This window comes from Rhodococcus sp. ARC_M6 (assembly GCF_022810305.1).
Lineage (GTDB): Bacteria > Actinomycetota > Actinomycetes > Mycobacteriales > Mycobacteriaceae > Rhodococcus_F.
In genome coordinates this window covers 107641-120095 of the sequence record NZ_JALGQH010000017.1, presented here as the reverse complement: position 1 = coordinate 120095, position 12455 = coordinate 107641, and the positions used below count along the sequence as shown (strand labels likewise).

The following is a 12455-nucleotide window of genomic DNA, read 5'->3' as shown; positions in this document are numbered from 1 at the left end:
GTTGCCGCCGCCATTGTTGCCGCCGCCATTGTTGCCGCCGCCATTGTTGCCGCCGCCATTGTTGCCGCCGCCATTGTTGCCGCCGCCATTGTTGCCGCCGCCATTGTTGCCGCCGCCATTGTTGCCGTCCCCAAGGGGAACTACGTCACCAAGGGGAACTACGTCATCACCGCTGATGGTCTCGTTTGCACCGGGTTGGGCAGAAACCATGGCTGGATACACGGAAACAGCAAGGAACCCCATCCCCGTCAGACACAAACCAGCTACAAGCGTCATGGCTAGCCGTCGTGGCTGGCTCATCGGTTTCCTCCCCGAAAAAATACGTTCTAGCTGCACGCAACAGTGCTTCGAACCAATGTACTTATCGCTGTCACCCAAGCATCGTTACATGCCTAGAAAATAGCTGAACCATAGAATCATGCCTCAGCCGGCTGGAGAGTGGATCGAATTTGACCTTAATCCGGGTATGACACAGCACACGTTCACCACATTCTCCGCGAGACAGCCCGCTTTGTCGACAGACTGTCCGAATGAGAAAAGGTCCCCCGACGCTTGTCGGAGGACCTGATACTTATTCGAGCTGATATTGAAATTTGGTGGAGCTGAGGGGAATCGAACCCCTGACCTCTTCGATGCGAACGAAGCGCGCTACCAACTGCGCCACAGCCCCGTGCCGCCGCCTCGGCGGTTGCTCGGCAACTCTAGCAGGACCGAATTCAGCCCCTCGAATTGCCGCCACCGAGATGGTGGACGATTTACTGCCCGGATGCTCGACGCATCTCCGCCTGCCTGGGCATTTCCTCGTAGTGATCAAGGTGGTCGAAAGCCGGGTCACCATCGTCAACTTCGAGCACAACTGCACCCGGACGCTTCAACCTGGCCGGGATCAGTCGAAGCTCTTCGTCGGTGTGGGACTCGACGCCCAGGCGGGAGCGGTTGAGCCGTTCGGTCCGTCGACGACGGATTTCCTGCTCGATCCGCACTTGCCGGCGCAGATACGCAAGATAGCCGCCGAGACCCGCGAACGAGAGAGCGCACAGCCACCCCACGATTGGCGAGACGATCAGTGCAAGAGCACCAGCCATGATTGCGAGGAAAGCCAAACCGAGGAGCGTGCGCTGCCGAAACGTGTAGCGCGCTTCTCGGGCGATCGCGTCGGCCTCGGGGTCAAATCCACCGCGACCGCGTCGGACAGGCACAAAATCCCTGACCGGGGCACGAGCGCCCGCGTAGTCGTCGTCTTCTGCGTGAGTGTCCATCTGGTCCTCCGCGTCGTAGCTGCTTCGCATTGGTTCTGGTTGCCAAGTCGGATCGCTTCGATGTCCGGCTGCTGGTCCACGTCGCACAGGATTACTGTCGCCGCGATGTAGTACGCGAGTCGCGAGTGCTGCTTCGCTGGTCTGGCGAATCCTGGGGCGCTTGTTCACGAGCATCGGCACCAGAACGAACAACCAGACGGCCACGAGCCCGATCCACACGAATGAACTAGGCATGCCGCGACCTCCTTACGATCACCTACCAGCACCTATGCCAGCCGTTGATGCTTTCAGGTTAACGGCCGACGCCTTCGCATCGTTGCCGACGCGCCGAACCCCACCTTACTCATGTGTCACACGCGTACCGAACCGAACTGCCCGATCCGCCGGAATTCCCTTGTCCGAAAGTTGAATTGGCAACGACTATTGTCAAGCGTTATGTCCGGTTACCGATGGGGTAACTGTCGTTTAACTGAGGTTTTCATGCCCACGCCGCTCGGCCGGCGCGAACGAGCCGGTCGACAACTGTGACGGGAATCTCTTCTACCGTCATCCCGACCAGGACATGATCACGCCATTGCCCATCGACATCGAGGTACCGGCGGAGCAAGCCCTCCTCACGGAAACCTGCGTTGTGGAGCACAGCCCGACTCGACGAATTCTCCGGACGGACCGTGGCCTCGACCCGATGCAACCCCACCCGCGAAAACGCGTGATCGAGAGTGAGTGCCACGGCTGCTGTCGCAACACCACCACCGGTGACATCGGAAGCGACCCAGTAGCCCACCCAGGCCGAGCACAATGCGCCCCGAACAATGTTCCCGATGGTGATCTGACCGCAGTAGTTGCCGTCCAGTTCGATCACCAGCGGCAGAATCCGGCCTTTGCGTGCCTCGGACCGCAAACTTCCACACAGCGACGGCCAGACAGTGACGTGATGACGCGCATCCCACGGAGACTCACCCGTCGGTTCCCACGGCTCCAGGTGCTCTCGATCGCGAATTCGCAATCGGCTCCAGGTGGACGCGTCACGCAGCCGAATCGGCCGAAGCGTAACCACGCCGGCGGATACGCGCAGCGGGCCCAACTTTTCCGGCCATCCTGGATGAGCTGACATCACACCTCGCTGGATTCAAAGTCGGCATGACGCCTCGGAAGTGATTCACCCACGCTGGGCGAGAAAAGCTACGTCGACGATTTCACCGATCTGAACTTCCGTGACATCTCGATCGACCAGTACGAGGCAATTCGCTTCGGCCAACGTCGCCAACAGGTGCGACGACGCTCCGGCAGCGCCCCCGAGTGCCTGGACCAGGTACTCCCCCGTTGCTTCGTCGCGCATCAACTGTCCGCGGAGGAAGCCCTTACGATCCGCAATCGACGTGATGGTGCCCACCGACCGGGCCTTCACGATGCGACGCATCGGCTGACGACGGCCCAGCGCGATTCGAATGAGCGGCCGAACCATGACCTCGAAAACCACGAGCGCACTCACCGGATTCGAGGGCAGGAGGAACGTCGGGACTTCGTCGCGGCCCAACTGTCCGAAACCTTGCACCGACCCCGGGTGCATCGCAACGCGTTCGACCTCGAGCGAGCCGAGCTCCGACAGCGCTTCCCGCACCTCGTCGGAAGCGCCCCCACCGACGGCACCGGCAATGACCACGATCTCGGACCGAATCAGCTGTCCCTCGACAACCTCACGCAACCGGCGCGCGTCGGATCCGGCAATGCCCACACGGTTGACGTCTGCCCCGGCATCCCGAGCAGCCGCCGCCAGTGCGTACGAGTTGACGTCGTACACCTGACCGGGGCCGGGGGTGCGATCGATATCCACCAACTCGCCGCCGACGCTGATGATCGAGAGCCGTGGACGCGGGTGAACAAGAACCTTGTCGCGGCCCACGGCAGCCAGTAATCCGACCTGAGCTGCACCGATGATCGTGCCGGCGCGAACGGCCACGTCACCGGGCTGCACGTCGTCGCCGGCGCGTCGTACGTAGTCACCGGAACGAACGGGCTGGAACACCCGGACACGCGCACGGCCACCGTCGGTGTGCTCCAACGGCAGAACCGCGTCGGCAAGCGTGGGTAGCGGTGCACCCGTATCGACGCGAACAGCCTGTCGGGGCTGCAGGCGAATCGGCTGACGAGAACCCGCAGTGACCTCGCCGACAACCGGGAGGTTCAGATCTATCGGCTCACCGTCATCGCCGCGCAGGTCCGTTCCGGCCCCGGCGACGTCGACACTGCGGACGGCGTATCCGTCGATCGCAGCCTGATCGAACCCTGGCAGCGGCCGCTCGGTAACCACTTCTTCCGCACAGAGCAACCCCTGCGCCTCCGAAATGGCGACACGAACCGGCCGGGGCGCAACTGCAGCGGCTGTAACCCGGGTCTGCTGCTCCTCAACCGACCGCATGTGGTCTGCGTCCTCCTGTTTGTCGCGAAACTCGTGTTACTCAGCCCCATGATGCCTTGCCACATGAGCGGCCGGGCATCTCGATACTGCGTTAACTTCCCGTCGGAACAGTTTCGAACTACTTCAGCGTTCGAGGCGAGTGGTCAACCACTCTCGCAACGACGGGCCGTAATCGTCCATGTCCAGTGCGAAGTCAACCGCAGCGCGGAGGTAACCGCCGGGATTTCCGAGATCGTGTCGAGTCCCGCGATGCACGACGACGTGCACGGGGTGCCCCTCGGCAATCAGCAGGGCGATGGCGTCGGTCAGTTGCAACTCGCCGCCTGCTCCCGGCTTTATGCGTCGAAGCGCGTCGAAGATTGCCCGATCGAGCAGGTAACGGCCGGCCGCGGCGAAGGTGGACGGTGCGTCCTCCATAGCCGGCTTCTCAACCATCCCGATGACCTTCAGGACGTCGGGATTGGTTGCGTCGGGAACGATTTCGACGTCAAAAACTCCGTAGGCGCTGACTTCGTCCTTGGGAACGTCGATAGCGCACAAAACCGATCCGCCGCGCTTCGCACGTACCTTCGCCATGGTCTCGAGCACTCCGCGAGGCAACACGAGGTCGTCCGGAAGGAGGACTGCAATGGCATCTTCATCGTCGTCGAGGAGTACCTCGGCGCAACCGACTGCGTGGCCCAACCCGAGAGGCTGTTCCTGAATCACCGAATCGACCTCGAGCAGACCCTGCGCCTTACGCACCTTGGCGAGGAGCGCGAACTTGCCACTGGCCTCGAGCTTGCTTTCGAGAACGAGGTCTTCGACGAAGTGTGCGACAACGCCGTCTTTGCCGGGTGACGTCACGATGACGAGGCGCTCGGCCCCGGAATCAGCGGCTTCACCGGCGACCAGTTCGATGCCCGGTGTATCCACCACGGGCAACAGTTCCTTGGGGACGGTTTTGGTGGCAGGCAGGAATCGCGTACCCAATCCGGCAGCCGGAACCACGGCCGTGCGGAATGCCTTCTTGGTGCTAGCAACAACGTCTGTCATGCCAACACCCTAACTGCAACTTGTTACCCGTCAGTCATCACGATGCCTATCGTGAAGTGGTGGAACCTCGAGGAAAAGCGCAATGGCGACAATCTGTCCTGACTGAACGAGCCAATGTGTCGGAACACATACGACGCGAAGAATCAGCAGCTCTGGCCCGACATGCGATGGCCGCGATTACCCCGGATACGACGGTCTGCGCGTACGTTCCGACCCGCACCGAACCGGGTTCTACGGCGTTGTTGGACGCGCTGGCTTCACTTGCTGATCGTGTGCTGCTACCGATCACGGGTGAACCCGGTCCACTCTCCTGGGTTCAATACACGGGCGTCGACGCGCTACGCCCGGCGTCGTTCGGATTGCGAGAACCTGTCGGGCAAGTCCTGCCGCCGGCGACCGTCGCGCTCGCCCACACGGTCTTCGTCCCCGCGCTTGCCGTGGATCTCCGGGGCACGAGGCTGGGACGCGGAGCCGGGTACTACGACCGCACTCTCGGATTGTTTTCTCCGACAACTCGCCTCGTTGCAATCGTTCGAGACTCGGAACTTGTGGAGCACCTCCCCGCCGATCCACACGACATTCCGATGGGCTGGGCTCTGACACCGGGCGCGGGTTTGACCCGCCTGAATCGGTGAGTCGACACCCCTTTCGAGCCAGTGGGAATAGACACGTAATTCGCGCTGTTGGCACTGTCACTTGTAGAGTGCTAAAAGCTGCAGTGTCAGAACACTGCTCGATATCACAATGCGGAGGAAGCCCGGTGCCTACCTACTCATACGCATGTACGGAATGTGACAACCGTTTCGACATCGTCCAGTCCTTCAGTGAAGACTCACTGACGGTCTGCCCAACCTGCTCCGGCAAGCTCCGCAAACTGTTCAACTCGGTCGGCATCGTATTCAAGGGCAGCGGTTTCTACCGCACCGACAGCCGCGGTGGTTCCGGATCTGCCAGCGAGCCCGCCAAGAGCGATTCGGCACCGGCGGTCAAGGTCGAGTCCAAGTCGGATTCCTCGTCGGCAGCAGCCTCGTCGAGCAGCACTCCCGCTCCGGCAAAGGCCGCTGCCAGCTGATTTACGGCAGCCACTTCTCCACAACCGCGAGGTTGTCCACAGACAAATAACGGTAGGACCGAAAGCATGCTTCCGGTCCTACCGTTCGTTTATGCCATCCGTTTTTTCTCGCTTGCTCCGGCCGCGTGATCCCGCCCGACTCGATCTCACTCCGAGTGCCGTCGACCGATTGATCTCGCTGGCAAGGCCGAATCGTGTGCGGAGCGCAACCGCCCGCAAGGTCGCAGCGCTGATTCTTGCAATACTCGGGATCGCTTTGCTCTTTCGTGGAGATCCCGATTCCGAACGCATCAGCGTCGTCACAGCCGCCCGCGACATCGCACCGGGAAAGATCATCACCCCCGACGATCTCGGAACCGGGGAATTTACTGCCGATCAGACCCCCGACGGGGTTGTCACCGACCTTGCCGACGTACTCGGCCGAACGGTTGTCGGTCCGATACGACGAGGCGAAACTGTCACCGATATCAGGATTCTCGGCTCGCGTTCGGCCCGAGAATCCACCGGAATCGACGACGCTCGAATAGTCCCGGTACGCCTCGCGGACGCAGCAGTTGCGGACATATTGCGCAGCGGCGACATAGTCGATGTGCTGACAGTCGGCGCCGACACACCGGAAGCGACATCGACCGACGCCTCGCCTCGGATCCTGGCCTCCGGGGCGGTCGTCGTCCTCGTCACAGCGGCAGAAAATGCCAGTAACCAGCGTGAACAGATAATAATGCTGGCCTTGCCCACCGAAGCTGCCACCCGCGTCGCCGGGGCCTCACTGGTCAATGCGATCACGGTGACGTTTCAGTGAGCGAACATATCCGGGTCTGCTCCTCTAGGATTTTTGCAATCGGTTGTTTCCGGAAAGCCGAATAACCGGACGCCACACGAAGATCTAGTCACACCACATTCAGGGAGACCGAAATGCTCAAGGGATTCAAGGATTTCCTACTCCGCGGGAACGTGCTGGACCTCGCCGTCGCAGTTGTCATCGGCGCAGCCTTCACAGCGATCGTGACAGCCTTCACCAGCAACATCATCAATCCCCTCATCGCTTCGATCGGCGGAGGAAACGAATACGGCTGGGGTATTCAGCTCACCGGCGACACCAGCGAGACGTTCCTCAACTTCGGCGCCGTGGTCACCGCGATCATCAACTTCATCATCATCGCCGCGGTCGTCTACTTCGTGTTGATCCTGCCCGCAAATGCAGCGAAGAAGAAGTTTGCGACCGAACCCGAGGACAAGGAAGCCAGCGAAACGGATCTGCTCATCCAGATCCGCGACATCCTCGCCTCCAACGCCGACGGCACCGACAGCGGTGCTCACGCCAAGACTCTGGAGTAAAGCGGTTCGACCACAAATCAGGCCCTCGCAGACTTGCGTCCGCGAGGGCCTGATTCATTTATATTCGCCGCTGTATCTAGCCACCGTGGTGAGGCGGCACCTGTCCGCGCAACCAGTCGTCGTCCGACGAACCCGTCGAGCCTTCAGGACCTCGTTCGTCCGACGTCGTCTCCGGGAACACGTCCCCGAAGATGCGCGCCAGCTTGTCTTTGTCGACCGGTTTCTTGCCGGCGTCCTTGTGTTCGGACACCGCAGCTCAGCCCTCGAGGCTGGAAAGCTCGGCGATGACGTGACTCGCCAATGCTGTCAACGTTGCCATGCCGTCGCGGATCGCGGGACGCGTCGACGCCAGATTGGCGACGAGAGTGCTGCCCGAGACTCCGACCAGACCGCGGGACAAACCCGCTTCGAGGGATCCGGCGGACAGGCCGGAAGCGCGCAGTGCCTCGGCGATTCCCGGGATCTCACGATCGAGTACTTCGGCTGTCACGTCGGGTGTCACGTCGCGGGGCGACACTCCGGTGCCGCCGACCGAGATCACCAGGTCGACACCACCGATCACCGCGGTATTGAGAGCATTGCGGATCTCCACTTCGTCAGCAGCGACGGCAACCGTCGCGTCGACGAGGAATCCCGCTTCGTTGAGCAACTCCGTGACCAGTGGACCGATGGAGTCGGTGTTGTCGCCGTGGGCTGTTCGATCGTCGACGATGACGACCAGAGCGCGGCCGGCCGAGGTGGCTTCGAGTTCCATACCTTCTACCGTAGTGCCGCGCTCCGGATCGGTTGCGATCCGGCCGAAGATCTGTGTGATCGTCGGCAGATCGCTGATAGTCATCGGACGCCCTGCGCCGGAGCAGTTCCCAGCGTCACGTCGACGGTCTTGCTCTGTCCGCCGTCGGTGTACGTGATCGAAACCTTGTCACCGGGAGCGTGCGAACGCACTGCCGCGATCAGCGAATCACCGTCGGCGACAACACGATCGTCGACCTTGGTGATCACTGCCCCCTCGGGGATACCGGCCTTGGCAGCCGGACCGTCAGGAGTGACATCCATGACGGTTGCGCCGTCCGCGTTGTCCTGCGACGGCACCGTCACGCCGATCATGGCCTGCGTTGCCTTACCGGTCTTGATCAACTCGTCGGCCACGCGCCGGGCCTGATCGATCGGGATTGCGAAGCCGAGGCCGATCGAGCCGCCCTGGCCACCCGACGATGCTCCCAGCGAAGCGATCGCGGTGTTGATGCCGATCAACTGACCGTCCATGTTGACCAGCGCGCCACCGGAGTTGCCCGGGTTGATGGCAGCATCGGTCTGCAGAGCGTCGATGACTGTGTTCTGGTTGCCCGACTCGCCGCTGGTGGAGACCGGGCGGTTGAGTGCCGAGATGATGCCCTCGGTGACCGTGCCGGCCAGGCCGAGTGGGGATCCGACCGCCACAACCTGCTGCCCGACCTGGACGTCGGCGGACGTACCGAGATCGATCGGCGTCAGGTCGTTTCGCCCGGCAACCTTGATGACGGCGATGTCGGAAACCGGGTCGGCGCCGACGAGTGTCGCCGAAGCCTTCGTTCCGTCGGAGAACGCAACACGGAGTTGAGCGCCCTGAGCACCGGCAACGTGATTGTTGGTCAGGATCAGTCCGTCGGACGACAGAATCACGCCGGATCCTTCGCCGCCCTGCCCTTGCGCTGTTGCAACCTCGATCTGAACGACGCTGGGGACAACCCGCGCAGCCACGGCCTGCACCGATCCGGCCGGGGCGTTGGACGTGTTGGTTGCGCTCGGTTTGGGAGCGTTGAGCGAATTGGTGACAGCGGCACCGCCGCTGTTGTTGTCAGCCACGATCGCACCGACAGCGCCCCCGACGCCACCACTGACCAACACCAGAGCGAGAGCTCCGGCGACCAGCGCCATGCGCTTCGATTTCGGCTTGGGTTCGCCGGCGTTCGGTCCCTGCAGTGCCGGGGGGACTGGGGTTCCCGGTCCGCCAGGGCTACCAGCACTTTGGTACGACTGCTGTTGCGCCTGCTGTTGGTATGCGGCCTCGTGCGCACCGTGTGGTTGCCCGAACGATGCAGTGGGCTGCTGACCGTAGCCGGGTGCAGACTGCTGCTGCCCGAACGATTCGGTGGGCTGGTACGGGCTGCGCGGCACCCCGGACTCCGGCGCGGGATTCTGCTGGGTCGGGTAACCCTGCGTGGGGTGCGGCTGCTGCGTCGGGTACGCCTGGGTAGGTTCGCTGTTGGGCTGCTCGGGCCGGGTCGGGTCGATATTGCGGTCGTCGGTCATCGGCTCGCTTTCGTCTCGGTGACCACCTACGGCGGTCACAACTGTGTTGACGACAAGCTTGCCTTGCGCTGCTGAGAAGGCGCTGAGACGTACCTGTCACTTTGCCCAGAGTTTGCAGTGAATTCACAATCTTTGGCTCGAACTTTGGTTCAGGGTCGACGAAAAGCCTTAGCCCCGAACATAATACTCAATTAATCCTATTCGAGCGCTTACGCGGCGGTCGGCCCCGGTTCACCTGGCAGCACAATTCGAACCAGTGCCCCACCTCGATCGGATTCGTCGATCGCGATAGTGCCGCCGTGTTTGATCACGACTTGACGCACAATCGCCAGTCCTAGTCCGGATCCCGGCATGGAACGCGCCGCTGTGGACCGGTAGAAACGATCGAACACCAACTCCCGATCCTCCTCCGGAATGCCCGGTCCCGCATCACTGACCGTCAATTCCAACAAGCCTTGGCCGACGGGACGCATTTCGACATGCACCTTTTCACCCTTCGGGCTCCACTTCGCAGCATTGTCGAGGACGTTGAGGACTGCGCGCGAAAGACCGGCTTGATCGCCGTAGACAAACCAAGGTGTTGTCACCGCATCGAATTCGATCTCGTTGCGGCGTCGACGCGCTCGTTCGAGTGAGCGTTCGACGACGTCACTCACATCGACTCTCTCGTAGACGGTTTCGGGTGCGTCCTCCCGCGCGAGATCGACAAGGTCGCCGACGAGGGTGGACAGTTCTTCGATCTGTGCGACGACGTCGGCGCGCAGTTCTTTCATGTCCTCGTCCGGAATCTGCGGTGCACCTGGCCGACTCGACGCGATAAGGAGTTCCATGTTGGTACGGAGCGATGTCAGCGGTGTGCGCAGTTCGTGGCCGGCGTCGGCAACGAGCCTGCTTTGCCTCTCCCGAGATTCGGCGAGGGCCCGGAGCATCGTGTTGAAACTCTCGGTCAGACGCGCCAATTCGTCACTGCCGGTTACCGGGATCTGGGTCAGATCGTCGGTTCTGGCCACTCGCTCGGTCGCAGCCGTCAATCGTGCGATCGGTCGTAAACCTGTGCGGCCCACTGTTGTCCCGGCCACTGCGGCCAGGATGACACCGCATCCGCCGACGACGAACAGCACCCAGGCAAGCCGATCGAGCACTGCGCCGGTGGGCTCGAGCCGTTGCGCGATCACCAAAGCGCTTCCGTCGTGGGTCCGCTGCGCGAGTACACGCTGCCCGTCGACGGTCCGTAGCGACGAGTCGGAAATCCCACGTGCCACCGCGATTTCGGCGTCACCGATCGGGACGTCGGAGCCCGGAGGCTGGTAGGTGTCGAGATTCGAGAAGATCAGTGCAACACTGATATCGGTGGTGTAGAGCGTCGCACCGCTGATGTATCGCGGATCGAACCGCACGACATTACTGTCAATGAGAACGGCTGCGCGGGTGCGCAATTGGTGATCGACATCGGCATAGAGCGCGCGTGAGACAACGGCGTAGGCCGCAATGGCCATGACAGCCACCGCGATCGCCACGACGGACGCCGCGAGCAGTGTGACCCGCCAACGCAACGACACCGAACGGGTCAATTGCATCGGAGGGCGCATCCCCGCCGGCGTACCGGCGGGAATCTGTGAGTTCTTCGGTTCGGCATTCTTCCCGGACGGAGCGGTGATCACGGGGGCGTCTCCCGAAGGACGTAGCCAACGCCGCGGACGGTGTGAATCAACCTCGGTTCACCATCTGCTTCGGTCTTGCGACGCAGATACCCGACGTAGACCTCGAGTGCGTTTCCGGAGGTCGGGAAGTCGTATCCCCACACCTCTTCGAGGATGCGCCCACGAGTGAGGACTCGGCGCGGGTTCGCCATCAACATTTCGAGGAGTGAAAACTCTGTCCGGGTGAGGCTGATGGACCTCTCGCCGCGCTTGACCTCGCGCGTGACGGGGTCGAGGGTGAGGTCTTCGAAACTCATCATCTCGGAATCAGCGTCCGGATCAGGCGCAGTCCGGCGGAGCAGCGCACGCAAGCGGGCGAGCAACTCTTCCAAAGCGAACGGCTTGGGGAGGTAATCGTCGGCACCCGCATCGAGGCCGGCGACCCGCTCACTGACCGAGTCGCGGGCGGTGAGCACGAGGATGGGCAGATCGTCCCCGGCACTTCGCAGACGGCGGCACACTTCGAGACCGTCGAGGCGCGGCATCATGACGTCGAGAACAACGGCGTCGGGACGGTTGGCGATAATCTTTTCGAGTGCGTCGAGTCCGTCGACCGCGAGCTCGACCGTGTAGCCGTTGAAGCTGAGCGACCGCCGCAGCGACTCGCGAACCGCTCGGTCGTCGTCGACCACCAAAATACGCATACCGACAGTTTGGACGCATGTGCTGAGATAGGGCTGAGAGGGGCCCATTCTGCGCTTCGGCGTGTCGCGGTCAGTCTTCGGTACGCCGGGGTCCGGGCAGGCCCCAATGACGCCATAACGCAAGCAATCTGAACACTGCAGCAAATACGGTGCCACACAGCAGTGCGCCGTTCGTGGACAGTCCGAACTCCGAAACTGTGACCACCGACGCAGCCCCGAGGAGCGCCGGCACCGCGTAGAGATCCTTGTGGAGCAGGAGCGGTACCTCGTTGACGAGAACGTCGCGGATCACTCCGCCGCCGATCGCGGCGGTGGCGCCGATCAATGTCGCGGCGAGCGAACTGGCATTGTTCTCCAACGCGATGATGGTGCCGGTACTCGCGAACAGCCCCATTCCCAGTGCGTCGAGCGCCAGGATTTCACGACGCAATCGGTTGAGCGGCTCGTGCAGATAGAACACGAGCAGCGACGTCACCGCGGCGGTACCGAAGTACGGCCAACTGCTCAACGAACTCGGCGGATGGACGCCGAGGAGAAGGTCTCGGACGATACCGCCGCCGATGCCGGTGAAGACTCCCACCGAGCACACTCCGAAAATATCGAGCCGCTTGGTGACACCGACCAGAGCACCGGAAGCCGCAAACGCCACGATGCCCACCAGTTCGAGGATCGTCAGCAGCACCGGCCAAGGATCCC

Annotated in this window: 15 protein-coding genes and 1 tRNA gene; 4 read left to right on the top strand and 12 right to left on the bottom strand. The window is 62.3% G+C overall.

The window, feature by feature from the left end; genetic code table 11:
- From MTX36_RS18315 to MTX36_RS18290, 6 genes are all read right to left on the bottom strand, one after another.
- Positions 1-300: hypothetical protein (locus MTX36_RS18315; RefSeq protein WP_243621110.1), on the bottom strand; the 300-nt coding region annotated here is incomplete at its 3' end.
- Between the two features lie 294 nt (positions 301-594).
- A tRNA-Ala gene (locus MTX36_RS18310) sits at positions 595-670 on the bottom strand.
- Between the two features lie 85 nt (positions 671-755).
- Positions 756-1493: a gephyrin-like molybdotransferase receptor GlpR gene (gene glpR / locus MTX36_RS18305; RefSeq protein WP_094274417.1), complete on the bottom strand. Its 738-nt coding sequence runs from the start codon at positions 1491-1493 to the stop codon at positions 756-758.
- A 244-nt stretch (positions 1494-1737) separates the two neighbouring features.
- Complete coding sequence (locus MTX36_RS18300) at positions 1738-2373, bottom strand: GNAT family N-acetyltransferase (protein ID WP_243621109.1); 636 nt, start codon at positions 2371-2373, stop codon at positions 1738-1740.
- A 45-nt stretch (positions 2374-2418) separates the two neighbouring features.
- A complete protein-coding gene (gene glp, locus MTX36_RS18295) occupies positions 2419-3678 on the bottom strand; it encodes a gephyrin-like molybdotransferase Glp (RefSeq protein WP_243621108.1) in 1260 nt (419 codons plus the stop codon).
- Positions 3679-3801: 123 nt separating this feature from the next.
- Entirely contained in the window at positions 3802-4713 is a 912-nt protein-coding gene (locus tag MTX36_RS18290) for a UTP--glucose-1-phosphate uridylyltransferase (RefSeq protein ID WP_243621107.1), read from the bottom strand.
- Positions 4714-4772: 59 nt separating this feature from the next.
- On the opposite strand from MTX36_RS18290, the gene MTX36_RS18285 reads away from it, so the two are divergent.
- The 4 genes from MTX36_RS18285 (at position 4773) to mscL (ending at position 7123) form a co-directional block, all read left to right on the top strand.
- Positions 4773-5348 (top strand): 5-formyltetrahydrofolate cyclo-ligase, encoded by a 576-nt coding sequence (locus MTX36_RS18285; RefSeq protein ID WP_243621106.1) that lies wholly within the window; start codon positions 4773-4775, stop codon positions 5346-5348.
- Between the two features lie 125 nt (positions 5349-5473).
- A complete protein-coding gene (locus MTX36_RS18280; RefSeq protein ID WP_243621105.1) occupies positions 5474-5785 on the top strand; it encodes an FmdB family zinc ribbon protein in 312 nt (103 codons plus the stop codon).
- Positions 5786-5876: 91 nt separating this feature from the next.
- Positions 5877-6587, top strand: coding sequence for an SAF domain-containing protein (locus tag MTX36_RS18275; protein ID WP_243621104.1), 711 nt, complete (start codon positions 5877-5879; stop codon positions 6585-6587).
- A 113-nt stretch (positions 6588-6700) separates the two neighbouring features.
- Positions 6701-7123 carry a large-conductance mechanosensitive channel protein MscL gene (mscL, locus tag MTX36_RS18270; protein ID WP_094274423.1) on the top strand — a complete coding sequence of 141 codons (423 nt, stop codon included), beginning with the start codon at positions 6701-6703 and terminating at the stop codon, positions 7121-7123.
- A 76-nt stretch (positions 7124-7199) separates the two neighbouring features.
- Here the strand turns inward: mscL and MTX36_RS18265 are convergent, their stop codons facing one another.
- The 6 genes from MTX36_RS18265 to MTX36_RS18240 all read right to left on the bottom strand — a co-directional run bounded on the left by MTX36_RS18265 (position 7200) and on the right by MTX36_RS18240 (position 12441).
- Positions 7200-7373, bottom strand: a complete 174-nt coding sequence (locus tag MTX36_RS18265; RefSeq protein ID WP_243621103.1) for a hypothetical protein — start codon at positions 7371-7373, stop codon at positions 7200-7202.
- A 6-nt stretch (positions 7374-7379) separates the two neighbouring features.
- Entirely contained in the window at positions 7380-7877 is a 498-nt protein-coding gene (locus MTX36_RS18260; protein ID WP_185564609.1) for a molybdenum cofactor biosynthesis protein B, read from the bottom strand.
- A gap of 80 nt (positions 7878-7957) precedes the next feature.
- Positions 7958-9415, bottom strand: a complete 1458-nt coding sequence (locus MTX36_RS18255) for a S1C family serine protease (protein ID WP_243621102.1) — start codon at positions 9413-9415, stop codon at positions 7958-7960.
- Positions 9416-9624: 209 nt separating this feature from the next.
- Positions 9625-11004: a HAMP domain-containing sensor histidine kinase gene (locus MTX36_RS18250; RefSeq protein ID WP_243621114.1), complete on the bottom strand. Its 1380-nt coding sequence runs from the start codon at positions 11002-11004 to the stop codon at positions 9625-9627.
- A gap of 68 nt (positions 11005-11072) precedes the next feature.
- Positions 11073-11759, bottom strand: a complete 687-nt coding sequence (locus MTX36_RS18245) for a response regulator transcription factor (RefSeq protein ID WP_094275239.1) — start codon at positions 11757-11759, stop codon at positions 11073-11075.
- Positions 11760-11829: 70 nt separating this feature from the next.
- Positions 11830-12441: a trimeric intracellular cation channel family protein gene (locus MTX36_RS18240; protein WP_243621101.1), complete on the bottom strand. Its 612-nt coding sequence runs from the start codon at positions 12439-12441 to the stop codon at positions 11830-11832.
- Positions 12442-12455: the final 14 nt, after the last annotated feature.